General features: G+C 64.7%; 19 protein-coding genes and 1 riboswitch. Of the genes, 7 read left to right on the top strand and 12 right to left on the bottom strand.

Features of this window, described 5'->3' with window-relative positions; translation table 11 throughout:
- Positions 1–5: 5 nt before the first annotated feature.
- Positions 6–90: riboswitch (S-adenosyl-L-homocysteine riboswitch) on the top strand.
- Positions 91–109: 19 nt separating this feature from the next.
- Entirely contained in the window at positions 110–1,543 is a 1,434-nt protein-coding gene (gene ahcY / locus L2Y96_RS03755; RefSeq protein ID WP_247332454.1) for an adenosylhomocysteinase, read from the top strand.
- A 93-nt stretch (positions 1,544–1,636) separates the two neighbouring features.
- On the opposite strand, the gene L2Y96_RS03750 is transcribed toward ahcY, so the two are convergent.
- Positions 1,637–2,116: a DUF4232 domain-containing protein gene (locus L2Y96_RS03750; protein WP_247332451.1), complete on the bottom strand. Its 480-nt coding sequence runs from the start codon at positions 2,114–2,116 to the stop codon at positions 1,637–1,639.
- Between the two features lie 124 nt (positions 2,117–2,240).
- On the opposite strand from L2Y96_RS03750, the gene metF reads away from it, so the two are divergent.
- The 4 genes from metF to L2Y96_RS03730 all read left to right on the top strand — a co-directional run bounded on the left by metF (position 2,241) and on the right by L2Y96_RS03730 (position 5,644).
- Positions 2,241–3,065 (top strand): methylenetetrahydrofolate reductase [NAD(P)H], encoded by an 825-nt coding sequence (metF, locus tag L2Y96_RS03745; protein WP_247332448.1) that lies wholly within the window; start codon positions 2,241–2,243, stop codon positions 3,063–3,065.
- Between the two features lie 66 nt (positions 3,066–3,131).
- Positions 3,132–3,662: a DUF4124 domain-containing protein gene (locus L2Y96_RS03740; protein WP_247332446.1), complete on the top strand. Its 531-nt coding sequence runs from the start codon at positions 3,132–3,134 to the stop codon at positions 3,660–3,662.
- A 75-nt stretch (positions 3,663–3,737) separates the two neighbouring features.
- A complete protein-coding gene (locus tag L2Y96_RS03735; protein ID WP_247332444.1) occupies positions 3,738–4,655 on the top strand; it encodes a branched-chain amino acid transaminase in 918 nt (305 codons plus the stop codon).
- Between the two features lie 86 nt (positions 4,656–4,741).
- Entirely contained in the window at positions 4,742–5,644 is a 903-nt protein-coding gene (locus L2Y96_RS03730; RefSeq protein ID WP_247332435.1) for a DUF2846 domain-containing protein, read from the top strand.
- A 59-nt stretch (positions 5,645–5,703) separates the two neighbouring features.
- Here L2Y96_RS03730 and L2Y96_RS03725 read toward each other — a convergent pair whose 3' ends face one another.
- From L2Y96_RS03725 to L2Y96_RS03690, 8 genes are all read right to left on the bottom strand, one after another.
- Complete coding sequence (locus L2Y96_RS03725) at positions 5,704–6,579, bottom strand: hypothetical protein (protein ID WP_247332433.1); 876 nt, start codon at positions 6,577–6,579, stop codon at positions 5,704–5,706.
- A gap of 14 nt (positions 6,580–6,593) precedes the next feature.
- Positions 6,594–8,093, bottom strand: a complete 1,500-nt coding sequence (locus tag L2Y96_RS03720; protein WP_247332431.1) for an esterase-like activity of phytase family protein — start codon at positions 8,091–8,093, stop codon at positions 6,594–6,596.
- A complete protein-coding gene (locus L2Y96_RS03715; protein ID WP_425492613.1) occupies positions 8,093–10,414 on the bottom strand; it encodes a TonB-dependent receptor in 2,322 nt (773 codons plus the stop codon). Before L2Y96_RS03715 ends, L2Y96_RS03720 begins: the two co-directional genes overlap by 1 nt.
- A gap of 233 nt (positions 10,415–10,647) precedes the next feature.
- Positions 10,648–11,931, bottom strand: a complete 1,284-nt coding sequence (locus tag L2Y96_RS03710; RefSeq protein ID WP_247332427.1) for a sensor histidine kinase — start codon at positions 11,929–11,931, stop codon at positions 10,648–10,650.
- Complete coding sequence (locus tag L2Y96_RS03705; protein ID WP_089975032.1) at positions 11,915–12,601, bottom strand: response regulator transcription factor; 687 nt, start codon at positions 12,599–12,601, stop codon at positions 11,915–11,917. Before L2Y96_RS03705 ends, L2Y96_RS03710 begins: the two co-directional genes overlap by 17 nt.
- Before the next feature lie 183 nt (positions 12,602–12,784).
- Positions 12,785–13,720 carry a 30S ribosomal protein S6--L-glutamate ligase gene (gene rimK, locus L2Y96_RS03700; RefSeq protein WP_247332425.1) on the bottom strand — a complete coding sequence of 312 codons (936 nt, stop codon included), beginning with the start codon at positions 13,718–13,720 and terminating at the stop codon, positions 12,785–12,787.
- Positions 13,717–14,166 (bottom strand): ATP-dependent zinc protease family protein, encoded by a 450-nt coding sequence (locus tag L2Y96_RS03695; protein WP_247332423.1) that lies wholly within the window; start codon positions 14,164–14,166, stop codon positions 13,717–13,719. Before L2Y96_RS03695 ends, rimK begins: the two co-directional genes overlap by 4 nt.
- A gap of 163 nt (positions 14,167–14,329) precedes the next feature.
- Positions 14,330–15,637, bottom strand: coding sequence for an MFS transporter (locus L2Y96_RS03690; RefSeq protein ID WP_247332421.1), 1,308 nt, complete (start codon positions 15,635–15,637; stop codon positions 14,330–14,332).
- A 134-nt stretch (positions 15,638–15,771) separates the two neighbouring features.
- On the opposite strand from L2Y96_RS03690, the gene L2Y96_RS03685 reads away from it, so the two are divergent.
- Positions 15,772–17,637: a DUF1302 domain-containing protein gene (locus L2Y96_RS03685; RefSeq protein ID WP_247332414.1), complete on the top strand. Its 1,866-nt coding sequence runs from the start codon at positions 15,772–15,774 to the stop codon at positions 17,635–17,637.
- Positions 17,638–17,732: 95 nt separating this feature from the next.
- Here the strand turns inward: L2Y96_RS03685 and L2Y96_RS03680 are convergent, their stop codons facing one another.
- Positions 17,733–18,509 carry an HAD-IIA family hydrolase gene (locus tag L2Y96_RS03680; protein WP_247332412.1) on the bottom strand — a complete coding sequence of 259 codons (777 nt, stop codon included), beginning with the start codon at positions 18,507–18,509 and terminating at the stop codon, positions 17,733–17,735.
- A 189-nt stretch (positions 18,510–18,698) separates the two neighbouring features.
- Between L2Y96_RS03680 and L2Y96_RS03675 the strand changes: the two genes are divergently transcribed.
- On the top strand, positions 18,699–21,656 hold the full coding sequence (locus L2Y96_RS03675) for a bifunctional diguanylate cyclase/phosphodiesterase (RefSeq protein WP_247332410.1): 2,958 nt from the start codon (positions 18,699–18,701) through the stop codon (positions 21,654–21,656).
- Here L2Y96_RS03675 and L2Y96_RS03670 read toward each other — a convergent pair whose 3' ends face one another.
- Together L2Y96_RS03670 and L2Y96_RS03665 are read right to left on the bottom strand one after the other, a co-directional pair.
- Positions 21,657–23,435, bottom strand: coding sequence for a tetratricopeptide repeat-containing diguanylate cyclase (locus tag L2Y96_RS03670; protein ID WP_247332399.1), 1,779 nt, complete (start codon positions 23,433–23,435; stop codon positions 21,657–21,659).
- Complete coding sequence (locus tag L2Y96_RS03665) at positions 23,432–25,204, bottom strand: sensor domain-containing diguanylate cyclase (RefSeq protein ID WP_247332396.1); 1,773 nt, start codon at positions 25,202–25,204, stop codon at positions 23,432–23,434. Before L2Y96_RS03665 ends, L2Y96_RS03670 begins: the two co-directional genes overlap by 4 nt.
- Positions 25,205–25,210 lie beyond the last annotated feature (6 nt).

Below are 25,210 nucleotides of genomic sequence, written 5' to 3'. Positions count from 1 at the left end.
TCTTGCCCGCCGAGGGGCGCTGCGACCGGAGGGGTTTTCCCCCTGTGGCCAGGCTCGGCACGGCTTCCCGTAGAACGGCGCCCCCGTAACCATCCGGAGCTACGCCACCATGAACGCTGTCACCAAAGACAACGCCTCGCAGGACTTCAAGGTCCGCGATTATTCCCTCGCTGACCTCGGCCGCCGCCGCATCCGCATGGCGGAAGAGGAAATGCCGGGCCTGATGCAGATCCGCGCCCGCTACGCCGCCGAGAAGCCGCTCAAGGGCGTGCGCCTCTCCGGCTCGCTGCACGTCACCAAGGAAACCGCCGTGCTGGCGGAGACCCTGCGTGAGCTGGGCGCCTCGGTCCGCTGGGCTTCGTGCAACATCTTCTCCACCCAGGACGACGTCGCCGCCGCCCTGGCCGCTGGCGGCCTGCCGGTGTTCGCCTGGAAGGGCGAGTCGCTGGAAGAGTATTGGGACTGCACGCTCGACATGCTGACCCACCCGGGTGAGCTCGGCCCGCAGCTCATCGTGGACGACGGTGGCGATGCCACCCTGTTCATCCACAAGGGCGTCGAGCTCGAAGACGGCAGCGACTGGGTCAACACCCCGAGCGGCAACCACGAAGAGCAGGTCATCAAGGATCTGGTCAAGAAGACCGCCGCCGCCCGTCCGGGCTGGTTCAAGAAGATCGCCGCTGAGTGGAAGGGCGTCTCCGAAGAGACCACCACCGGCGTGCACCGCCTGTACCAGCTCGCCGAAGCCGGCAAGCTGCTGGTCCCGGCCATCAACGTCAACGACTCGGTCACCAAGTCGAAGTTCGACAACCTCTACGGCTGCCGCGAATCGCTGGCCGACGGCATCAAGCGCGCTACCGACCTCATGGTCGCCGGCAAGGTCGCTGTCGTCTGCGGCTACGGTGACGTGGGCAAGGGCTGCGCGCACTCGCTGAAGGGCTTCGGTGCCCGCGTGATCGTGACCGAGATCGATCCGATCAACGCCCTGCAGGCCGCGATGGAAGGCTTCCAGGTCACCACGATCGAAGACACGCTGGGCCTCGGCGATATCTACGTGACCACCACGGGCAACAAGGACATCATCACGCTGGAACACATGGCGAAGATGAAGAACAACGCCCTGGTCTGCAACATCGGCCACTTCGATAACGAGATCCAGATGGATCGCCTGAACGCTTCGAAGGATGCGACCCGCGAGAACATCAAGCCGCAGGTCGATCGCTACACCTTCGCTTCGACGGGTAACAGCATCTACATGCTGGCCGAAGGCCGCCTGGTGAACCTGGGCTGCGCCCACGGCCACCCGAGCTTCGTCATGTCGAACAGCTTCTCGAACCAGACCCTCGCCCAGCTCGACCTGTGGGCGAACAAGGACAAGTACGAGAACACCGTATACCGCCTGCCGAAGAAGCTGGACGAAGAAGTCGCCCGCCTGCACCTCGCGCAGATCGGCGTGAAGCTCACCGTGCTGACCCAGGACCAGGCCGATTACATCGGCGTGCCGGTGGAAGGCCCGTACAAGCCGGACCACTACCGCTACTAAGCGGTACGGCAAGGCTCGATACGAAGAGGCGCCCCATGGGGGCGCCTCTTTTTTTGTGCGTTATCGCAGCGCGTATCGCGTGCTTGTACGGCCCTACAGTTGGCCGGGCGGGACGGGGCCACCAGTGTGCGAGAGCGGGGATTGTTCGAAGGGGATGGGTGCTGCGCCTTCGCCGCACAGGTGACCTTGCAGACCGGTGCGCAGGACCAGCTTGCCGAAGGTGACTTCGACGGCTGTCGCGTCGACGCAGCGCCCCTGGTCATAGACGTCGCCCGATACCCAGCGCAATGACATGCGCGCCGTCGCGCCTGGCTCAAGGCGGACAGGTACGACCACCGGCCCGGGATGCATGCCGACCGGTGCCTGGCGCTTCACCGGCAGCACGAGGCCCTTCGTGTCCTTCATCGCCACCATGGGCAGGCCGATCAACGTGCAGGCCTGGCTGCCGCGGTTAGCCACCACCAGCCAGGTGCCGCTGTGGGACATGCCGTTGAAGTCGCCCTCGCTGGCGTCGACAGACAAGCTGACCATGGCCTGGGTGCAGGGCGGAACGGCAGGAGTAAACGCGGGCATGGGCATTCCAGGGGATTCGTGGCGATACCCGCATCTTGCCTTGCGCGGCTGAATCCCCGATTAGCCATCTTTCCATCTGGATGGAAAGATATATACTCAACGCATCGCTTCCAGGTGCCTCGCCATGCCCGCCGTCAGCTTCGAATTCTTCCCGCCCAAGACCGACGAACAGCGCGACCAGCTCAACAAAGCCGTGGAACGGCTAAAGAGCCACGCGCCTGACTACGTTTCGGTCACCTTCGGTGCGGGCGGTTCGACGCTGAGCTACACCGGCGAAACCGTGCGCCAGCTACGCGCGGACCACGGCCTGTCGGTCGCGCCGCACCTTTCCTGCATGGGCGGCAGCAAGGCCGAGATCCGCACCCTCCTCGATGAGTACAAGGCACGTGGCTGCCGCCGCATCGTGGCGCTGCGTGGCGACCTGCCCTCGGGCATGGCCACGCCGGGCGATTTCCGCTACGCCGCCGAGCTGGTCGCCTTCATCCGCGAGCACAGCGGGGACCACTTCCACATCGAAGTGGCCGCCTACCCGGAAACCCATCCCCAGGCCGAGAACGCACTGGATGACCTGCGCCACTTCAAGGCGAAGTGCGATGCCGGCGCCGATGGTGCGATTACCCAGTACTTCTTCAATCCCGATGCCTATTTCCGCTTTGTCGACGACGTGACCCGGCTCGGCGTGAAGCTGCCGATCGTCCCGGGCATCATGCCCATCGCCAACTTCAGCCAGCTGCGCCGGTTCTCCGAACAGTGCGGCGCGGAAATCCCCCGCTGGATCGTGAAGCGCATGCAGGCCCACGGCGACGACGCCGCCGCAGTACGCGAGCTGGGTGCCGATGTCGTGGCAGAGCTTTGCCGCCGGCTGCTCGATGGCGGCGCCCCGGGCCTGCACTTCTACACGATCAACCGTGCCCGGGCGACGACGGCGGTCCTCGAGCGCCTGGCGTGATCGCGTGACGGCAAACGTGCGCGCCGTCACCTATCGCTAAGCTCCGCTCGCGGATGATGGCGGCTCGTGCCACCACCTGCCGCCACCGTGAACCGCGCCGCCCTCCTGCTCCTATCGCTCATCCTGCTGTTCACCGCCCTGCCCGCCGCCGCCCAGACCGAGGTCCACCGTTGCGTGGGCAAGGACGGCAGCCCGGTGTTCACCGACCAGCCGTGCAGCAACCTGGGAGCGCGCTCGATCGCCCCTCCAGCCGCCTCCAGCACGGCGGCGCCCGAAGGCACCGCACCCAGCACTGGGCTACTTTGCGCCCAGGACATGGCGACTCTCCGAGTGGCGGTGGCTGAGGCGTTTAACCGGCGCGACGCCAACCGCATCGGTGGGCTGACACTGTGGAATGGCTACGGCAGCGACGGCGCGGTCGACAACATCCGCACCCTGGACGCCCTCGTGAAGCAGACCCTGCTCTCCCTGGAGGGCGATGAAGCCTCGGGTATCGAAGCCGTCACCCGCGTCCCCGGAGGGGGCGGCGCCTCCCGCCATGTCCACTTCAGCGTGACCCGGGAATCGGGCTGCCTCTGGCTGCGCCCACCGGCCTGAGGCCCGATGGCGCGATGCGCCATGTAGGCGGCCCCGCTAGCCGTTATCATGGGCGGTCCCCACCGGAGCGCTCCCATGTCGCAGAACTACCCCGAATGGATCTGGCAGAACGGGCAGATCAAGCCCTGGGCTGAAGCCACGACCCATGTCATGGCCCATGCCCTGCACTACGGCTCGTCCGTCTTTGAAGGCATCCGTAGCTACGAGACGCCCGACGGCGCGGCGATCTTCCGCCTCACCGATCATCTCAATCGCCTCTTCCTGTCGGCCAAGATCTACGACATGGAGCTGCCGTACACCGTCGACGAGCTGGCTGAGGCCTGCCGCGCGGTCATCAAGAAGAACAACCAGCGCGCCTCGTACCTGCGCCCGGTGGCTTACCGTGGCCTGGGCGGCTTTGGCCTTTCGGCGGAAACCCCGATCGACGTGGCCGTGGCCACCTGGCCGATGGGCCCGTACCTCGGCCCCGAGGCCCTGCAGAACGGCATCGACGCTTGCGTATCGAGCTGGCAGCGTTTCGCTCCCAACACCATCCCGGCGGGCGCGAAGGCCGGCGGCAACTACCTCTCCGGCCAGCTGATCGCGCGTGAAGCGCGCCGCCTGGGCTTCGGCGAGGGCATCGCCCTGGCCTCCACGGGCCTGCTCAGCGAGGGCGCCGGCGAGAACCTGTTCCTCGTGTTCGACGGCGTACTGCACACCACCCCGGCCAGCGCATCGATCCTCACCGGCATCACCCGCCACACGCTGATGACGCTGGCTCGTGAGGAAGGTATCGAGGTGGTCGAACGCGACCTCCCGCGCGAGTACCTGTACCTCGCCGACGAAATCCTGATGTGCGGCACCGCCGCCGAGGTCACCCCGATCCGCTCGGTGGATGGCAAGAAGGTCGGCACCGGCAAGGGCGGCCCGATCACCCGCCGCCTGCAGGATCTGTACTTCGGCCTGTTCAATGGCAAGACCCAGGATCGTTGGGGCTGGCTCGAACCGGTCTGACCCCTTGTGCCCCTCCCCCGGCGCCGCGTTACGATGCGCGCGCCAGGGGAAAGCCAACCAGGACTGGCTAACAGGGGAGTCAAACCATGAAACGTACCTTTTTCGCCGCCGCGGCCCTCGCGGTGGCGCTTCTCGTGAGCGGCTGTGCCAGCGTGCAAAAGGCCAGCGAGGCCGATAGCGAACACGCCAAGGTGTTCAGCCCGATCGCCGACAAGGCGGTCCTCTACATTTACCGCGACGAGAGCTTCGGATCTGCCATCAAGATGCCTGTCTCGGTCGACGGCGTGATCGTTGGTGAGACCGGACCGAAGTCGTTCCTCGAACTAGCCGTCGCACCCGGCCACCACACCATCATGTCGCACACGGAGACCAACCCGACCCTCGACATCGATGCCGAGGCGGGAAAGGCGTACTACGTCTGGCAGGAAGTGAAGATGGGCATGTGGGCCGCGCGTAGCCTGCTGCATCGCATGTCCGACAGCGAAGGCAAGGTCGGCGTAGACAAGTGCGAGCTGCTCAAGACCATGGCGCCCGCCATGAAGATGAACGCCGCCGCCGCGGCGCCAGCTGTCGAAGCACCCGCGCGTGATGCCGAGCCCGCACCTGTAGCCGCGACAGCGCCTGCTACCGCGTCCGCGACGGTCGCTCCGCCTGCGCCCGCAGAGGAACCCGCGACCGCCGCCGCGACGCCTGCCCCGGTCGCTGAGCCCGCCGTGGCTGCAGCGCCGGCCCCGGCTGACGAGAGCACCACCGCACCGGCGACCCAGCCGGCATCGGGTGGCATCGCCGCCCTGGACGATCGCGTCAGCAAGCCGATGTTCGACGCGGCCCAGGATCTTGCTTCGATGCACCAGTGCGAGCGCCTGCTGCACGTGCGCAGCATTGTGGGTGATGAGGCACATTTCTACAGTGCCTGCCCGGGCACCAGCACGCCGATTGAGATCGCGTGCCATGCGGCCGCGTGCACCGAGGCCGCGCCGCACGGTTGAGCGCTGATCGCGCGCAAGCGCGCTCCTGCAAGAGCGTGCTTGCGTGCGATGCTCCTACGTTACTGGCAGAACCCGTTCGGGTACGCCGACGACTTGTACGCGTAAAGCCAGCTGGTCTTGCCACCATCGTTGGCAAGGTTCCAGCCATTGCCGATCGAACCGATCGCCTGGTTCAGCACCTGCGAACGCTGGAGCACTGGCGTGGTGAAGTACTTGTCTGAATCCGCCTCCACGCGGAACGACAGCTCCGCGAGCGTCGGCGTGCTGGCGCCGTCCACATACCAAAGCGTGAGCGTGAACTCCGCTTCCGACTGACCGATATCGGACGTCGGGCCATCATATTCCTGCTGGGTAACGCTGACGCCTGCGACTTTCGACAACGCGCTTCCCGAGAGATCCGAAAGCGCCGACGCGCCCGGGAACTGCTTGATCAGGTCGGCTACCGTCGCCGGCGTGGTGGTCGCATCCTGCTTCGTCGAATGGGCCAGCACCAGGTTACCCGGCGTCACGTCCGTCTCGAGCTTAGTGGACTTGTTCTTGCCCGCACCCGACACATCCGTCCAGTACGAGAGCTCCTCATCCGGGTGACGGAACTTGAACTGGATATCGTTGTGGTCACCGGCGCGCGTGCGCACGGAATAGCCGCGGCTCATCAGCTGGCAGGTATGCGGCGTATCGATATAGGTAAGCGTGTCGCGATCGCCCGCGCTGAACGAGCCGGTGATCGTCTTGTCGAAGCCCAGGGTCGAAAGGCGCGCCGACAGGTTGCTCAGCAGCGTCGCCGCGGCGCTCGACGGGTTGGAGGCAAAGCGCGAGGGATCAATGAGCGTCTTGTATTCCTTGCTGTCGACATACGCCGGTGAATTGGCATGCGCGGCGGCCGAGCCGAGCAGGAGCGCGGCGGCAAGGAGGGACGGAAGCTTACGTTTCATCATGCGCGGAACCCTTTTCAGTGGTGGGGAGCGGTGGTGGAACGCATGCCCGGCAAGGTCAGCCGGTACACGAGGAGCCGGTTGTCGTTATCGATGGGCGAATCGCAAGGCTGGCCTTCCATGACGCAGTGCTTCGCGATGAAATCGTTGTCGTTGCCGACGATCAGGAACCAGTCGTCGGGATGCGCGTCGTCGAGCACGGGCAGCAGGTCCATCGCCTCCCATTTCTCGGAGAGCTGGGCAAGGCCTTCACGGCCCGGCTCCAGCGCGACACCCGCGCGCGCGAGATCGGCCGGGTCGAGCAGGTTCACCAACGGCTTCCACGTCGCGGCATGGATCCCTGCGCGGAGCACCCTGCCCTCGCCCAGCACAGACTTCGTGGTGGTCTCGTAGGGCGTGCCAGCCAAATTGGTCGCGCCGTCGGTATCGACGATGACAATGCTCTTGAAGACGATCGGCTTGCCGCCATCCGCACCCCAGCCGTTGCCATCGCGCGTAAGCATGATGAAACGATGGTTATCGAGCACGCGGATCTCGCTCTGCGCCGCGGTGCGCGTCGGTGCGCCGCCCTTACCCATGTCGTCGTACACGGGGAGCTGCACCACGTAGTGGCCCACCGGCTTGGCCGGCGTCTTGTTGCGGCTGACGTCGTACACAAGCACGCGGGTCAGCGCCCGGCCAACGCCTTCCTTACCGTAGGAGTCCTGCAGCAAGGCGCTTTGCAACATCACGAAAAGGCGCGTGCCATCCGGCGACAGCGCCATGCCTTCGACGCCCTGGTTATTGCGCCGGCCGGTGACCGGCGGCTTGAGCGAGGTGAAATAGGCCTTGCCGTCCTTGTCGACCGGACGCACGGCCTTGGGCGGAACGAGGATGCCTTTGAGCTTGCCCGAGGCGTCGAAGCGATAGACGTTCGCCGCGTATTCGTCGCCGATGTAGAAGCCACCGCCGGGCAGGAATTGCAGGGATTCCGCGTCGAGCGAAATCTTGCCTGCGCCGATGCCTTCCGCCGGGGACGGAAGCAGGACACCGTGCTGGGTCAGCGTGCCGGCGGCGGGTTCGGCACCGGTGAAGGGCTTGCCGGTAATGTCCTTGAGTTCGATGCCGCCGTCGGGGGTCAGGGTGATCTGGCCGGGACCGGGTGACAGCTTCATCGTGAACTGCATACGGTTCACGCGGCCGGCGTAGTCGTAGAACAGGTTGTGTTCGGGATCGTTGCGGCCGCGATCCGGAAGTGTCCACAGCACGCCGGTATAGGTGTCACCTTCGCGCTTCCAGGTGCCTGGCTCGATCATCAACGAGGAGAACGAACCCAGCGTGTCACCCAGAAAATCGACGGTGCCGGCAGGCAGCGTGCCGGACGCCACCAGCCCATGATCGACATAGGTGGTGCCACCCACCTCGACGCTGCGTGGCAGCGCCGAGGTGGCGATATCCGGCTGGCGCACCTCGAGGGACTGCGCGACGGCGCTCCCTACCAGGCACGCCGCGACCAGCCCTGCGAGGGACGCGCGCATCAGAATCGGACGTCCAGGTTGGCGAAGTACTGGCGCGGCGCCGACGCGTGGAACACGTAGATCGAACCGGTCGGATCGCTAGGCGCGAACACGCTGTTGTCGAAGTTGCTGGCGTAGCGCTTGTCGGTGAGGTTGGTGACGTTGACCGACAGACGGATATCCTCGGCGAACCATGCCTTGCCGAAGTCGTAGCCGCCGGAAAGATCCCACGTGGTGAAGCCACCAAAGCCACGATCGTTGGTGTACGTGTAGTAGCGCTTGCCGGTGTACTTGCCGCGCAGCGAGGCGAACCACGGACCCTGGTTCCAGTCGATCTGCGTAGCAAACATCTTGGTCGGCGTATCGGTCTGGATCTTGCCCTTGGTGTGCTGCACCACGCCGGCCTGGGTGTAATCGCTCGCGTAGGTCGAGCGGTTGTACGAGGCCGAGTTGTACCAGCGCAGGCTGTCGATCGGGGTCCACACCAGGGTCAGCTCGACACCGTGGCTATCGACGCCGCCCACGTTATAGAAGCGGTTGCCGCAGGTCGGTCCGACCGGGCTGCGCGAATCGCACGGGTTGTACTGAAGCAGGCGGTTATCGAAGCGCACGGTGTACGCGGCAGCCGACGCCGCGATCGAGCCGGCTTCGATGCGGTAGCCTGCCTCGAGGCTACGGGACTTCTCGGGCTTCAGCGAACCCTGCGAATCCCACGTCGCCTGGCTGACGGCCTGCGGGCCTAGCTTGAAGCCGCCCTGGAACATGGCGATGTTCTTGGCGAAGCTGGCGAACACTTCCTGCTTATCGTCCAGCTTGTAGCGCACGCCCACCTGCGGCAGGAGTGCCTTGCTAGCGCTGAGCTTGCCGGTCGCGAACTGATTGTTCGAGCTGGCGGCGATCGGCTTCTTGGCATCACCCGGCAACGCGCTGGCGTCGGAGGTGACGTGCGGGCTCTTCACACCCACGTCCACGGTGAGGCGATCATCCATGAAGTTCATGGTGTCCTGCAGGAAGGCCTGACGCGTGTTCCACACCGTGCGCTGGTCGAAAACGCCGAGGTCGGGCTGCGTATCGATCGGCGCGCTGAGATCGCGCGGGCCACTCACATAGCTGCTGTAGCGCGAGGCGGACGAGATATTGTGCTCGTACCACACGCCACCTTCGATATGGTGGTTGCCGATATCCCAGCCAGCGGAGAGGATCGCGCCGCTGCGGTTGATGGTGTAAAGCGTGTTGCGGAAGATGATCGGCAGCTGCTGCGCCGTACCCGGGTACGAGTACGTGCCGCTGTTCCAGTTGTGACCTTCGCCCGCATCCTCGTGGTGATAGGCCATCGCATGGATGGTCACGGCGTCGCTGGGGAAGAAGTCACCCGCGAGGTAGTAGAGGTCGTCGTTGCGCAGGATCTGGCCGGCGGTGAAGGCGCCATCTGCGTCGGTATCGGCGCCTGAGCGGTCACAGAGCTTCGCGTTGAACGTACCCGAGTTGCAGTAGGCCTTGCCGACGGCACGGTTCCAGTCCGGCGCGTAGCCACCCCAGTCCCAGCCAAGACCACGGGCCATTTCACTCTTCGACAGGTAGAAGTCATCGGCCTGGCTGGTGCGCGAAGTATCCGCGAAGCCGGTGATGCGCGCCCAGTCGAAATCCCACACGGCCTTGCCGTTGAACTGCTTGGTGGTCGACTTGTTGTAAGCCGACTGGTCGTTCCACAGATCCGACTCGGTACGGGCACCGGAGAGATACATCGAGAAGCCGTTGTACTCGCCCGTATCGAATCGCGCGAAGGTGCGGCGGTTCGAGTCGCTGCCCACGCTCTGCACAACGCGGCCGCCCATCTTCTTCAGCGGGTCATTGGAGGTGTAGCCGATGGTGCCGCCCAGGTTGCTGGTCGACGGCGTACCGAGATTGCCGATGCCTTCGGAAAGCTCGGCACCAGCGAAGTTTTCGGAGATCAACGCGCGGTTGATCGAAAGACCGTTGTAGTTGTTGTAAGCACTATCGCCGAGCGGCATGCCGTCGAGCGTGTAGCCCAGGCGCGTGCCGCTGAAGCCGCGCAGGCTGAGCGTCATCGACTGTTCGTTCGCGCCGAGCGCATCGATCGACTGCGCGTTCACGCCGGGTAGCGTGTTCAGCACCTTCTGCAGGCTGGTGCCGGGCGGCAACGACTTCTGGTCCTGCGGCCGCGAACGCTGCACCTGGCGCGATTCGCCTGTGCCGATCACCGAGACCGCATCGAGGTCCTGGGCTTTCTCGCGCTTGCTCGCGGTGGTGGTATCTACCGCATCGGTGGCCGCGGTGTCCGTCGCATGGACGACGGGAGAGAGGGCCATGGCTAGCGCCATGACCAGGACGGTCTGCTTCAACAAGGCTCTGCATCCTTTCAATGCAGGCGCATCGCGGCCAGCCTCCCCTGAGGCGACCCATCACGCGCCGTGGAAGCCCGTGATATTCAGACGGCTAAATGAAGTCTTTATGACAACTGAGACTACAATCGCGAAAACGTGCGCTGCGGCACGCGGGAATCGCGCGCGAGCGCGTTCCTACACGGACACTGCGCTAGCGTGGCGAATGAGAATTATCGGAAATCGATGGTAGAGATGGCGCCAGCCATTTCAGCTCGCGGGCGCAGCGACACGTCCCAGCCGTACAGCTCGCAGAGACGGCGCACGATGGCCAGGCCCAGGCCCGCGCCACCGCCGGTGGCGCTTTCGCCACGGATACCGCGCTGGAACAATTTCTCGGCATCCTCGGGCTTGATGCCCGGGCCGGTGTCGAGCACATCGATACGGCCATCGAGGACACGGACCGTGACCTGCCCTTCCATCGTGTACTTGATGGCATTGCCGATCAGATTGGTAAGCGCCACCGAAAGCACGGACGCAGGTGCATTCACCGCCACCGTGCCATCGGAGATGAGTTCGATCTCGATGGGCTTGCCGCCCATCTGCGGTCGCTGGCTCTCGATGACATCGCTCGCCACCTTGGCCACGTCGGTGACTTCGCCACGCGTGGGACCACGACGCTCAGCACGCGAGAGCAGCAGCAGCGCCTCGATCAGCTCGGTGGCCTGGCGCGAGGCACGCTCGATGCGCTTCAGGCGCTCGCGCAGCTTGTCGGTGAGGTCCGGCGACCCCTGCAGCAATTCGGTGGTGCTCGCGATAACCGCAAGCGGCGTACGCAGTTCGTGGCTCACATCGGAATTGAATTCGCGATCACGCTCCACCACGCCGGTGAGGCGTGTGGCGTATTCATCGAGGGCAACCGCCAGCTCGCCCACTTCGTCATCGGCGAAATGCGGTGCCAGCGCCTCGGCCTTGCCGACGCGGCGGAAATCGCGCAGCCGCCGCGCCAGGTCGGTGACCGGACGCAGAACGCGCGAGGAGAGCCACACGCCAAGCACGAGCGACAGCAGACCGAAGAGGAACACGGCCGCGATAACGCTGGTGAGCAGCTGGCGCTTACCCAGCTCGTCGCGCGACACATCGAACTGCAGGAAGTTGATGATGCCGCCTTCCCGGCGGACCGCCACCTTGTAGTGGTGGGGCTTGTCGTCCTTCCCATCCTCAAAGATGTCGTGGACGCCGGTATCAAGGTTCTGCCAGGCCAACGGCGCCTTGTAGATCGTCCGGTCACTGAAGGTCGCCGCCTTGACGATCTCGATCGCCGGCGGCTCGTTGGGGTTGGCCCGGACCTTCTGGTTGATCGAATCCACCTCGTCCTGGAGCGCTGAGTTGATCAGCTGCTCCTCGACGCGGGTACGGATATTCAGTGCCGCGAACGCGAACAGCGCACTCAGGCTGAACCCGAACAGCGTGAACGTGACGACCAGGCGAAAGCGAAGCTTACGTCGGGACCGCATCCGGGTCGACCATGCGATACCCGATACCGTGGCGGGTGTGGATCAACGGCTTCTCGAACGGTTTGTCGATAGCGGCGCGCAGGCCGTGGATGTGGACTCGCAGCGAATCCGAATCGGGCAGTTCCTCGCCCCACACGCGCTGCTCGAGATCCTGGCGCGTCACCACGGACGGGCTGGCCTCCATCAACGCCTGGAGCAACTTCAGGCCGATCGGGTTCAGCTGGATGGACTTGCCTTCACGGGTCACCGTGAGGGTATCCAGGTTGTAGGTAAGGCCGCCCACCTTGAGCACGCGGCTCTGCGGGCCCTTGCCGCGGCGTGCCAGCACTTCGAGGCGGGCCGCCAGTTCCTGCAGGGCGAACGGCTTGGTCATGTAATCGTCCGCGCCGGACTCGAAGCCGGTGAGCTTGTGCTCCAGCGAGTCGCGGGCGGTGAGCATGAGTACCGGGGTCTGCTTGTGGGCTTCGTGGCGCAGTTTCTTCGCGACATCGAGCCCATCCATACCCGGCAGGGTAAGGTCGAGCACGATCACGTCGAAATCGTGGACCACGGCCAGGTGCAGGCCGGTAACGCCGTCGCCGGCAAAATCGACGACATGGCCCCTGTCCTCGAGGTAGTCCCCGATGTTGGTGGCGATGTCGGTGTTGTCTTCGATGACCAGGACGCGCATTGCGGCACTCCGTTGTGCTGTCGCAAGAGTATTGCGACAACAAGCTTAACGGGGAATCTGTGAACCGGACAGCATTAAAAGAAAGGCCCGGGCGGAAACCCGCCCGGGCCGAAAGAACTACTGCCCCGATACCGTCACTCCGTCTCGCGGAATCACAGTGGGATCTTTATAGGGGGTAAGCGTTTAAATCGCTGTTAACCCCTTGGGAGACCTGGCCTTGCGGGCCTTCGGGGTCACCGGCCGGGCGGCGTGGCGGGCTTCGCAATGGGCGATGATGGCCCCGGCCACGTCCACCCCGGTGCTGCCCTCGATCCCTTCCAGGCCCGGCGAGGCATTGACCTCGAGCAGGAGCGGGCCACGCGAGGAGCGCAGCAGGTCCACGCCGGCCACTTCCAGGCCGAGGGCCGAGGCGGCCTCGATCGCTACCCGGCGCTCCTCGTCGGAGAGCTCCACCGACGCGGCGCTGCCACCCCGGTGCAGGTTGGCCCGGAACTCACCCGGGGCCGACGACCGCTGCATGGAGGCCACCACCTCGTTGCCGACCACGAAGCAGCGCAGGTCGCTGCCGTTGGCCTCGCGAATGAACTCCTGGACCAGGAAGTTGGCGTACAGGCCGCGGAAGGCCTCGATCACGCTCTGGGAGGCCGAGCGCTTCTCTGCGAGGACCACGCCGGTGCCCTGGGTACCCTCGTTGAGCTTGATGATGTGCGGCGGCTCACCGAGCATCGCCAGCAAGTCGCTCGTGTCGTCCGGGTTATCGCCAAACGCGGTCAGCGGCATGTCGATACCGCGGGTGGCCAGTATCTGCAGGCAACGCAGCTTGTCACGGGCGCGCAGCACGGCATCGGAGGGGTTGGGCGTCATCACCCCCATCAGCTCGAGCTGGCGAAGCACGGCCGTCCCGTAGAAGGTGCTCGAGGCCCCGATGCGCGGGATCACGCAATCGATGGGGCCAAGCGGCTTGCCCTTGAAGTGGATGGCAAACGACTGCGGCGCGATGCTCATGTAGCAGCGCAGCGGATCAAGCACCTTCACCGTGTGCTTGCGCTTGCGCGCCGCCTCGACGAGGCGCTGCGTGGAATACAGCCGCGCGTTACGCGACAGGATGGCGATCTTCATGTGGGTTCCCGGACGGCGCGGCGCGACGTCTGCGAGTAAGAGAGCGAGGGGTCGACCTGGAAGCGCCCTAACAACGCGGTCCGGCCAAGCAAAAGGGGGAAGAGCATGTGCCGGCGATCGGTCAGGTTCACCTCGGCCAGGAAACGCTGGCCGGCCAGTTCGATCTCGGCTTCGATAAACCACCGCTGGGTCGTGTGCCCACCCGAATCCGTGACCGCCCGACGGCCCAGGGCACGCGCCTCGCACGGCGCGGAGACCCCACCCTTGCGGGTGGTGCGCACCTGGAAGCGCAGCCACGTGCCGTCCTCACGCTCGTCCACTTCCAACCACTCGACGTGCAACGACGACGAGCGCGCGCCCGTATCGAGTTTGGCCTTGAGAACGGAAACCCCTAGCGACGGAAGAGCGAGCCGTTCGCGCCAGCCGAGGGTGATGACAGCGGTCATGGGTCTGGTGCGCGTGGGGGTGGGGGAACGACAAGCCGTGGGGTACCGGCGGGTTACGTTGCGAAGCATGCCGAACGCCCAGCGCTGAATGCAACTACCCCCGGGTGACGGCCCCGCCACAGGCCGTCACGCCGATGAAGCACCCGTGAAACCGGGGGCGGTCTCAGTCGAGGAAAAAGCGCCGGCGGGTGGTCAGGAGATAGACGCCACAGCCGATGCCGACCAGGGCGACAGCCCCCACGTAATGCGCCGGGCCAAGGCCACCGGCCGACTTGGCCAGGAAGCCGACCAGCAGCGGTGTCGCCGCGCCGCAGATGGCGTAGGCGATGTTGTAGGACAACGAGATGCCGGAGAAGCGGATAGCCGGTGGGAACGCCGCCACGAGGACAGCCGGGATGATGCCGGCCACGCCAGCGAACAGGCCCGCCAGCGGGTACAGCAGCATAAGGTTGGCCCCGCCCGCGCGCAGGTCGAAATAGAGGGCGTATGTGGATACCGCCAGGCCGATCGAGCCGACGAGCATGGCCAGGCCACGCCCCACCTTGTCGACCAGCAAGCCGCCAAAGAAGCAACCGAAGCACAGCGCCAGCGCGGCCAGGCTGCCACCGCTGAATGCACGCGCCTGCTCCACCTTGAAGGCCGTCTGCATCAGGGTCGGGGTCATGAGGATATCGACGACGATAGCGGCCGTGAGCACCCAGGTGACCAGCATCGACAGGATGGTGCCCGCGCGGTGGTCGCGGAGCACGACCCACGCCGGTAGCTCAGCGCTCAGCTCTTTACGCTCCCGCATACGAGCGAATACCGGGGTTTCGCTCAACCAGCGGCGCACGTACACGGCGAAGAAGCCAAAGATGCCGCCAAGCACGAACGCGATGCGCCAGCCGTACGAAAGCATGTCTTCCGGGGCAAGCCGCGCGCTGAGCCCGGCCGCCACGAGCGAGCCAATGAGGATGCCGGCGGTGAGGCCCGAGGTGAGGCTGGCGCAGGCCAGGCCCACGCGATTCGGTGGCACGTGCTCCGCCACGAAGACCCAGGCGCCCGGGATTTCGCCACCGATGGCCAGGCCCTGAACGACACGGAACAGCGTAAGGAGGATCGGTGCGAGCAGGCCGATGCTCTCGTACGTGGGCAGCAGGCCGATGAGCAACGTAGGCACGGCCATAAGGAACACGCTGAGCGTGAACATGCGCTTGCGGCCCACGCGATCGCCGAAGTGCGCCATCACGATGCCACCAAGTGGTCGTGCGAGATACGCCACCGCAAACAGCCCGAAGCCCTGCAACTGCGCGATGAAATCCGATGCGCCCGCAGGGAAGAACAGATGGCCAATAGTCTTCGCGAAGTAGACGAAGATCACAAAATCATAGAATTCCAGCGCGCCGCCAAGGGCCGCAAGAACCAGCGTTTTCGCATCGCTGCGGCCGAGGGGACGGTGGTCGGCGAGATCGGTATCGAGGGTTGCGCTCATGGGGAGTAGATAAGAAACCTGCGTGGATGGGCCGGCTATTGGACCAAGGTATTAGGGTTCGGACGTCCAGACGGCCTTGCATGCAATATAGCTGTCATGACTAGAATGCAGTCAAGTATTCGATGGAACCACTGATGCATTCACGTTGTCGCCTGCTCGCCATGGTGTCGTTCGCGGCACTCTCGTCTTCCGCCCTGCATGCTACGGACTTTACCCTTGCAGACGGCGAGGTGAAAGGAACTCTCAAGACGCGCGTGGTGGCCGGTGCCGGCGTCCGCCTGAACGACCCGTCGAAACATCTTGTAGGCAAGGGTTTCCGCTCCGATGGCAAGCCCAAGGGCGGCGATGGCGCGGATACCGCCGACGACGGCAACCTGAACTACGGCAAGGGCGATGTGTATTCCAGCCTGTTCAAGGTCGTGAGCCAGCTCGATCTCTCGTACCGCAACGTCGGCATCGTCGCCAGCGCCCGCACCTGGTACGACAACACCCTCGAGAACAAGGACGTGCCCCAGGGCAGCGGCGCGAGTGGCTTTGCCGCGAACCAGCCGCTGGATGACCACGGTTTGTCGAAGTCCAACCATTTCTCCGGCTTCATGTGGCTCAATGCGTACGCGTACGGCCACTTCGCGATGGGCGACGAGAGTGCGCTGGATGTCCGCGTGGGCAAGCAGACGGTGAAATGGGGCGAGGGCCTGTTCCTGCAGGGCATCAACCAGGTGAACCCCACCGATTACACCACCCTGCACCGCCCCGGTACCGATCCGGTCACCGAAGCGCAGCTGCCGGTGGAAATGCTCTGGGGCAAGATGACCTTCAGCGAGCACTGGAGCGCCGAGGCGTTCTGGCAGTGGAAATGGCGGCCTTCCGAACTGGATCCGTGCGGCACCTTCTTCGCCGGCACCGATCTCGGTATCGACCCGGGCTGCGGTGGCATCGAGAGCAATGCGTACTACCCGATCAACGCCTACAGCCCCGGCGCTGGCCAGTGGCTGAGCGATGGCTACCAGTATTCGGTGGGCGGCGTGTTGCCGCGTTACGCGAACATCCAGGGCAAGAACAGCGGCCAGTATGGCGCCACGCTGCGCTACACCTTCGATCGCCCGGCCACGTACCTCGCCGCGTATTACATGCGTTACAACTCACGCAACCCGATCCTCGACGCCACGACAATCGATCCGGCGATCCAGAACAACAACGTTGTGCCGCTACTGGTCGCCGCAGGCGCGCCGCTGAGCGATGCGCAGCTCTCGGCCCGCCTGTCGTCGATCCACGTGCTGTGGGAATACCCGAACGATATCCGCCTGTGGGGCCTCTCGGGCAGCACCACGGTAGGCGGCTGGAAGATCGGCGGCGAACTGAGCTACACACAGGATCTGCCCGTGCAGATCAACACCGCAGACATGTTCGCGGCACTGACGCGCAGCGGTGGGCCGATCGGTGTGCGCAATACGCTGATCGCGCCGGGTGGCATCCTCTACGGTTACGATCGCTATGACCGTACGCAGTTGCTGATCAACACCACGCACGCCTTCAAGGATGTGCTTGGCGCCGATACCGCCACACTCGCCGCCGAAGCCGTCTACAACCACACGGACCTGCCCAGCCTTGGCGACGTGCGTTATGGCCGCGGCTTCCACTGGGGCTTCTCGACCGAATTGAACGGCGGCGGTTGCCCGGCAATCCAGAATCCCGCAGGCTGCCGCAACGGCGGCTTCTACACGAGGGATGCGTGGGGCTGGCGTGCCAAGGGCACCCTGAACTATGCCGTCGGCCGCTGGGCCCTCAGCCCCTCGCTCGGCCTGGGCCAGGATGTGCATGGTTACTCGGTAGACGGCCAGCTCGTTGGCGGACGCAAGCAGGCCAGCCTGGGTTTCATCGCCACGCTGGACAAAACCTGGTTCGCCAACCTCACCTACACCAACTACCTCGGCCACCAGACCTACGACAACCTCGCCGACCACGACTTCGCGACCCTGTCGTTCGGAGCGAACTTCTAACCAACGCAAAGCCCGCTGTTGTAGGAGCGCGCTTGCGCGCGATTCGGGGGTGCGGCTAGCACCCATCGCGCGCAAGCGCGCTCCTACAGGGGCTGTTAGCTGTCGAGCAGGTCGGCTACCGAGTTGAGGATCTCTGCGGGGCGGAAGGGGTAGCGTTCCACTTCTTCGCGCGTGGCGATGCCGCTGAGGACCAGCACGGTGTGCAGGCCGGCTTCGATGCCTGCGACCACGTCGGTATCCATGCGGTCGCCGATCATGCCGGTGTTGTGCGAATGCGCGCCGAGCTTGTTCATCGCAGAACGGAACATCATCGGGTTCGGCTTGCCGACCACGTACGGCTCGCGGCCTGTGCACTTGGTGATGAGCGCCGCGACGGCGCCCGTCGCCGGCAGCGGGCCTTCCGAGCTCGGGCTGGTGGCGTCGGGGTTGGTGCAGATGAAGCGGGCGCCGTTGCCGATCAGGCGGATGGCCTTGGTGATGGCCGCGAACGAATAGGTACGCGTTTCGCCGAGCACCACATAGTCAGGCGCCGTGTCGGTCATGATGAAGCCCGCCTCATGCATGGCGGTCGTGAGGCCAGCCTCGCCCATCACGAAGGCCGAGCCGCCCGGCGACTGGTCCTTCAGGAAGGCTGCCGTAGCCAGCGCCGAGGTCCAGAGCTGCTCTTCGGGTACGTCCAGCCCCGAGCGGCGCAGGCGGGCGCTGAGGTCGCGCGGCGTGAAAATGGAATTGTTGGTGAGTACCAGGAACGGTGTGCCACCGTCGCGCCACTGGCGGATCAGTTCGGGGGCACCGGCCAGCGCCTTGTTTTCATGAACGAGCACGCCGTCCATGTCCGTCAGCCAGCAGGTAATGTCTTTGCGGTCGACCACGGGAACTCCTTGGGGAAAGTGAGGCCTTCGATCCGGAAGCATAACGCCATCACCCCTCTGCAACCTTGGCCGGACGCGTCCTTGCACACGAAAAGATCTCAGGTGTGGTAAAGGTGGCCTCCGCGGCCCCGGGGGGAGCCGCATCCATGGCCCGCCTCCAGGGCGGGCACCGGAACCAGCAGGGGCTTCATGGCAGATCTAGCATCGCGCCAATCCATCCGCCTGATTCGCACGGCGGGCATCGTCGTGGGCGTCGCGCTCGGCCTCGTACTGGCGACGGTGCTGATCCATGACCACACCCGGCGCACGGCGGCTGCGCGCAGCCAGAGCCTGGCCCTGGCCCGTGGAGCCCAACGGCTTCTCATGGCGCAGCTCCACGGCTTGCAGCTGGCGATGCAGGGAATTGCTCGCGACGCCCAGGATATCGACCGCACCGCCCCCGCGCAGGCCGTCCAGCTCATCGCCCAAAACATCGCCGGAGTCAGCGCGCGCAAAGCCGAGCTAAGCGACCTCATGCTGGTGGATGCCAGCGGCCACGCGATCACCACCGGCCTCCCCGACCCCCACCTTGCTGAATGGGCCACGACCCAGCCGGCCTCGTCCGGCGCTCTGGCCATGGGGCCGCTGGTACGCGACGCCGACGGCCGCTGGAACATGCCGATCGCGGTCCCGGTCGCGTCGGGGGGCTGGGTCTTCGCCCGGCTACGCCAGGCCCAGTTCCAGGATGTCGTCGATCACGTGGATGCGGGGCGCCACGGGGTCATCGCCATCATCGACCGCTTCAACACCATCGTGGCCCGGTCCGCCGACACGGACCGCGTCATCGGCCAGCCATCGAGCATGCTCTGGACCCCCTCCAGGCCTGGCGCCGACATCGGCACCAGCAAGATCGATCACACGGAACGGCTGGTGGCGTCGTCGCCCTGGGGCGAATATCCGATCGGGGTGGGCGTGGGGATCGCCGTGCGCGATTACATGGGCCCGTGGTACAGCTTCCTCGGCGTAAGCATCGCCGTGTGGGTGTTGTACTGGCTGGGATTTGCTTTTCTCATCCGGCGCGTTAGCGACGCGAACGTCGCGGAGCGCCGGCATGTGGCTGAGCTTACCGATGCCACGGAACGCTGGCGGCAAGCGCAGGTGCTCGGCAACACGGGCACCTGGCGTGCCGACGCACGGCGTAACCGGCTCACATGGGATACCCAGGTGGAAGCCATGCTGGGCCTGGCGGCTCGCGGTGAGGGCGTCGACGACACGACGTTCTACAGCCATATCCATCCCGATGACGTGGAACGCGCCCGCACGGCTTTCGTCGGCGCCTGGAAGAGCGGCGCCACCCTGAACCTCGACTTCCGCTGGCTACGCCCGGACGGTACGCAACGCTGGATCTCGGGCACGGGTGCCATCACCAGCACCGATGGCGAAAAGGCGATGACGGGCACCGTCGTCGACGCCACCGACCGCATCGAAACCCAGCGCCAGCTCGCAGAGGCCGAACAGCGCTTCCGCCTCATGTTCGAACGAACCCCGCTACCCTCGTGGGTGTTCGATATCGACAGTCTTGAGTTCCTCGAAGTCAACGCCGCCGCCGTGCGCAACTACGGCTACTCGCGAGCGGAATTCCTGCGCATGGCGGTCATCGATATCCGCCCCGAATCGGAAGTGGCGCCGCTGCAGCACGCGCTCGCCACCCAGGACACGGCCACGATGATGAGCCGCACCTGGGTCCACCGGCGCAAGGACGGTAGCCTGCTCGATGTGCGCATCCACACGACCCCGCTGGAATTCATGGGCCACCATGCACGGCTGGTGCTGGCCGAGGACGTGACGGAACGCAGCCGGGCCGAGCGCGACCTCGCGTGGCGTGCGACTCACGACCTGCTGACGGGCCTGGCCAATACCGAAGCCCTGACCGATTTCCTCGACCGCCGGTTTGGCACGCGGCGCTGGTATGAGGTGATCTACGTACACCTGCGCGGGCTCGACCTGATCGCCGATACCTACGGCCTCGAAGCCGGCCGCACTGTCCTGCAGCAGGTCGGCCGCCGCTTCGCCACGCTAGGCACCGATTTCGGCATGGCAGCACACCGCCCCAGCGAACGCTTCCTGCTGGCCGTGATGCATCCGGACAAACGCCAACGCGCGATCGAGGCGCTCACCGCGGCAGTCACCGAGCCCGTCCTGCTCGACGGTACGTGGCATGCGCTTGATCCAGAGATCGGCGTGGCCACGCACCCCACCGATGGCACGAGCGCGGAGCAGATCATCGCCAGCGCAGCCATGGCGGCACACTTCCATGGCGAGAGCTCGGGCCTGCCCCGCCCTTTCGAGGCTTCGATGGCCGAGCGGTCGATCGAGCGTCTGCGCATGGCTTCGCGGATCCGCCAGGGTATCGAGCAGAATGAATTCGTACTGCACTTCCAACCCATTCTCGATGCGACGACGGGCCGCGTGCAGAAGCTCGAAGCCTTGCTGCGCTGGCCCGGTGCGGATGGCATTTTCGTGCCGCCCGAGGACTTCATTCCGCTGAGCGAAGAAACCGGGCTGATCGTCGATATCGGCCGCTGGGTGTTCGATGAGGCGGCGCAATGCCATGTCGCCCTCGCCCGTGCCGGTTACGGTGAACTCGCGATCGCCGTGAACGTATCCGCCGTGCAGTTCCAAAGGACGGACGTGGCGACCGACGTCGGTGCCGTCATCGCTCGGTACGAGCTACCGCGAGGCGCGCTGGCGATCGAGCTGACCGAGAGCAGCCTCATGGCCAACCGCCGCTCGGCCATGGCGGCCATGCGCCGGCTTAGCGCCCAGGGCACGCATGTGTCCCTCGACGACTTCGGTACGGGCTTCTCCAGCATGGCCTACCTACGCGACCTGCCGATCGATTCGCTGAAGATCGATCGGGTGTTTGTCAGCGACGTGGCAACGCACGAACGTTCGGCATCGATCTGCCGGGCCATCATCACGCTGGCCCATACCCTGGGGATGACGGTCGTAGCCGAGGGCGTGGAAACGCAGGCTCAACTCAACTGGCTGGTCACTGCGGGGTGCGACAGCGTGCAGGGATTCCATCGCGCCGTACCGATGGCATTTGATGCGCTGGTGGATTTCCTGCGTGCGCGGCCCACTGGAAACGCCGCATTGACGAACTGATCAGGCCTGCAACGTACTACGTTCGCGCATGCCGGCCGCCACGCGGTTGCGGCCCTCCCGCTTGGCAACATAGAGCGCAGAGTCCGCGTCGCTACGCAGCTGCTTCAAGCTGTAGCCGGAGTACTGCGTCGATGAAACACCCGCACTGGTCAGGCAGGAAACAACCTGACCGTCGACGTGCGCACTGCTCTGAGCCAGCGCCTCGCGCATGTCCTCTGCGATCCTCATACCCTCATCGGGCGTACAGTCGGGCAGCAGAACGCCGAACTCTTCGCCACCGAGGCGCCCGAGAAGATCTCCGCGACGAAGGCATGCGCGGCAAACCTCAACCACGTGCTGCAACACCGCATCACCTACCGCGTGCCCGTAGCGATCGTTTACCAGCTTGAAGTGATCAAGGTCGAGGAGGATCACGCAGCCAGGCGCCCTCCTTCGCGCCAGATCCGCCAACGCCGCCTCGAGCTCCACCATGAAGTGCTGGTGGTTGGCGATTCCGGTCAGGCCATCGTGGTGCGCCAGCCATTCGAAACGGCGCCTCGACCGACGGACACGGAACAACCAGAGCACGACGGAAAGCACCACGATGACGAGCAAGGCAATATAGAGGCGGCCGATCTCAAGCGACTTGGTCGCCAGCTTCTGCTCGGCGCGTAGCACATCGTTCTTCCGGGAGAGGTTCTCCGATTCGACCTTGTCTACCAGCTTGCGCTGCTGCACGGTCTGATAGGCGAGCGCACGGGCGCGCTCGTCGTCCAGGTGGCCGTGATCCTGCTCGGAGAACTTCTCGAAATAATCAAGCGCCGCGGAGGCATCGCCGCGCTTCTTGGCCACGTTGTAGAGAATCTCGTAGGCATCGCGCAGCCACCCGTCGATGTCGGCATTACCGTACATGCTCAACACGTTGAGCGCAGCCAATCGTGCTTCTTCGTCACGGCCCAGCGCATAAAGCGCCTGCGCGCGCGTCTCCGTGAGCGATGTGAGCGCCGCGTGGAAGTTCGTCTTGACGATGGACGGAGCGATACGGTCGAGAATGGCCAGCCCTTCGGCCGGCTTGTGCTGTTCGATCGCAAGGGCACTCTTGGTAAGCAAGATCATGTTGGTGAAAACAGGATCCTTCTTGCTTTCGCACGCGTCGATGCCGCGCTTGAAAAGAGGATCGTCCCAACTAAACGTGTGCGTGCTGTACTGCGCAGCGATCTCGGTTGCGATCGGCACGCACATGTTGTCGCCCTCCGGATCCACATCGGCCATCATCCGCGCATAGCGGATGGCGATCTCGGGCTGGCCCGAGAAATTCAGCGACTGCGACAGATCGGTGAGCAGCGCGAACCGGGCGACAGGATCCTGGGTGTGGTCCAGCACGGCGACCGCTCTCTCTGCCAGGGAAAAGACATCCTCGTAGCGCTTGTTGAACGCATAACCCGAAAGCATCTTGCCCATCGCCCTGGCGGCCAGGGTCGGGTCACCCGAGTGATCCAGGATATCCTGGTAGATGACCAACGCTTCCGAATAACGACCGTTATAGCTGTTTTCCCAGGCATCGAGGTAGCGCAGCTGCCAACGCTGGGTTTCGGTCAGGACGGGGTTATCCGCGTGAATCTTTGCCAACAGGGCGGCGAAGCGCGGATGATCCGCAAGCTGGATGTTCTTCGCGGTGGCGATGAACGCATCCACCGATCCCTCGGTCGACGAGGTGCCCGCGGCGACCAGCGCCAGCAGCACAGCCAGCACCCTGCAGAGCACGGTTCGCTCGCGATCGGACAGCAAGAACAGCCTCACGCGCTAACGAGCCCGATATCCTGGAAATCGGTCATCACGCGGTTGCGCCCCATGCTTTTTGCGCGATAGAGCGCGGCGTCCGCTTCACGACGGATGTGTTGCAATGCGTATCCCGAGATCCGCGTGCACGCTACGCCGATACTTGCGGAGTATTGCACCACGTGGCCATCGACCGTGACCGGCGCCGCTTCCATCGCGGCGCGGATGCAGTTCGCGATGACGAGACCCTGCTCCCCCTGGCAGCCGGGCAACAGGATGCCGAACTCCTCACCTCCGAGGCGGCCGAAGATATCTACCGGTCGCAGCTGCTGACGGCAGGTGGCCGTAGCGCGTTTCAGCACCGCATCGCCGATGGCATGGCCGTAGGTATCGTTGACGAGCTTGAAATGATCGAGATCGAGCAACACGAGACACGCGGGCGTAGCGTGCCGTTCAAGATCATGCAGCTCTCGCTCGAGCTCGGTCATGAAGTACTGATGATTAAACACGCCGGTCAACCCGTCTTGCGACGAAAGGCGCTTGAAGCGCAGCTGCGAACGCTTGGTACGGACGAGCCAAAGTAAAACGGAGGCCAGGAGCAGGACGAGGAGGACGATATAGAGCCGCCCTGTTTCCATAGCTTTGGCTGTCAGCGCCTGTTCCAGCTGCAGCAAGCTGTTCTGGTGGGCAAGCTTCTCTGATTCGATGCCTTGCAGGAGTGCGCGCTGCTGTACGGTCTCGTAGGCCAGGGTGCGCGCCGTCATGTCATTGAGGTTATCGCGTTCCTGGTCCGTGTACTGCTGGTAGTACGCAAGCGCGACGGTATCCCGCTTAGCGCGCTTCTCCACTTCGTAGAGGACGTGGTAAGCGTCCATGAGGAAGTTATCGATATCGCCAGGATGGAACAGCGCTACCGTCGCGAGCGCCGCCTTCCGCGCATCGGCGTCTCGATTCATGGCGAGGTAGGCATCGGCACGCACGCTGTACAACGATGCCTTGGCCGAAAAATAGCCGACTTTCTCGATGGATGCCGCGACGCTGTCGAGAAGAGCCAGGCCGGCAGCCGGCTTGCCTTCTTCGACCAGGCGTGTCGCCTTTGTCAGCGCCAGCATGTTGCTCATTACCGCGACGCCATGGGCATTACATGCGTCAATCGCCGTTGCAAGCCGGGGGCTATCGGACGGCAACGCCTTCTGCATATAAAGGGCGGCGATTTCATCGGTCATGGACAGACACGGAGAGTCGCCCGGCGCAAGATCGGCGCGCATCATCGCCGCATACTGGATGGCGATCTCGGGGTGGCCTGCGAACGTCATGGACTGCGAAAGCATATCCAGCAGGGCCCGGCGAGCGACGGGGTCCTTCACCGAAGGCAGCAACGGAACGGCGCGCCGCGCGATCGTGAACACTTCCTCGTAGCGGTGGGTCGTGCTCAGAAGCTTCATGAGCTTGCCCATGGCCAACGCAATCATCCCGGGGTGCCCGGAATGATCAATGATGTCGCGAAGGCCCTTCTCTGCCTCCGGGTAGTGCCCGGTAAACTGCGCCTGGGCCGCATCCAGGTAGCGCAGGCGCCACCGCTGGAGTGGCGTCATCGGTGGCTGTTCCGCATGTACCTGCGCGAGCATCGCAGCAAAACGCGCGTTATCCGTCAAACGGATGGCATCAGCTTGATCAAGGAAGGTAGTGACATCCGTGATCGCCACCGCGGCACAGACAGGCACAACCCACATCGCCAGAATGGCCCCGGCGAACCACGCTATAGCGTACTTGCGAAGGGCCATCAGCATGCTCGT

The organism is Luteibacter aegosomaticola (assembly GCF_023078475.1).
GTDB classification, from domain to species: Bacteria; Pseudomonadota; Gammaproteobacteria; order Xanthomonadales; family Rhodanobacteraceae; genus Luteibacter; species Luteibacter aegosomaticola.
This window is presented reverse-complemented; position numbering and strand designations above follow the sequence as displayed.

Bases quoted from the DNA above. Each gene is read 5' to 3' on its own strand.
- ahcY (WP_247332454.1), top strand. From the start codon at position 110: ATGAACGCTGTCACCAAAGACAACGCCTCGCAGGACTTCAAGGTCCGC.
- L2Y96_RS03750 (WP_247332451.1), bottom strand. From the start codon at position 2,116: ATGCCCGCGTTTACTCCTGCCGTTCCGCCCTGCACCCAGGCCATGGTC.
- metF (WP_247332448.1), top strand. From the start codon at position 2,241: ATGCCCGCCGTCAGCTTCGAATTCTTCCCGCCCAAGACCGACGAACAG.
- L2Y96_RS03735 (WP_247332444.1), top strand. From the start codon at position 3,738: ATGTCGCAGAACTACCCCGAATGGATCTGGCAGAACGGGCAGATCAAG.
- L2Y96_RS03730 (WP_247332435.1), top strand. From the start codon at position 4,742: ATGAAACGTACCTTTTTCGCCGCCGCGGCCCTCGCGGTGGCGCTTCTC.
- L2Y96_RS03725 (WP_247332433.1), bottom strand. From the start codon at position 6,579: ATGATGAAACGTAAGCTTCCGTCCCTCCTTGCCGCCGCGCTCCTGCTC.
- L2Y96_RS03720 (WP_247332431.1), bottom strand. From the start codon at position 8,093: ATGCGCGCGTCCCTCGCAGGGCTGGTCGCGGCGTGCCTGGTAGGGAGC.
- L2Y96_RS03715 (WP_425492613.1), bottom strand. From the start codon at position 10,414: ATGGCGCTAGCCATGGCCCTCTCTCCCGTCGTCCATGCGACGGACACC.
- L2Y96_RS03710 (WP_247332427.1), bottom strand. From the start codon at position 11,931: ATGCGGTCCCGACGTAAGCTTCGCTTTCGCCTGGTCGTCACGTTCACG.
- L2Y96_RS03705 (WP_089975032.1), bottom strand. From the start codon at position 12,601: ATGCGCGTCCTGGTCATCGAAGACAACACCGACATCGCCACCAACATC.
- rimK (WP_247332425.1), bottom strand. From the start codon at position 13,720: ATGAAGATCGCCATCCTGTCGCGTAACGCGCGGCTGTATTCCACGCAG.
- L2Y96_RS03695 (WP_247332423.1), bottom strand. From the start codon at position 14,166: ATGACCGCTGTCATCACCCTCGGCTGGCGCGAACGGCTCGCTCTTCCG.
- L2Y96_RS03690 (WP_247332421.1), bottom strand. From the start codon at position 15,637: ATGAGCGCAACCCTCGATACCGATCTCGCCGACCACCGTCCCCTCGGC.
- L2Y96_RS03685 (WP_247332414.1), top strand. From the start codon at position 15,772: ATGCATTCACGTTGTCGCCTGCTCGCCATGGTGTCGTTCGCGGCACTC.
- L2Y96_RS03675 (WP_247332410.1), top strand. From the start codon at position 18,699: ATGGCAGATCTAGCATCGCGCCAATCCATCCGCCTGATTCGCACGGCG.
- L2Y96_RS03665 (WP_247332396.1), bottom strand. From the start codon at position 25,204: ATGCTGATGGCCCTTCGCAAGTACGCTATAGCGTGGTTCGCCGGGGCC.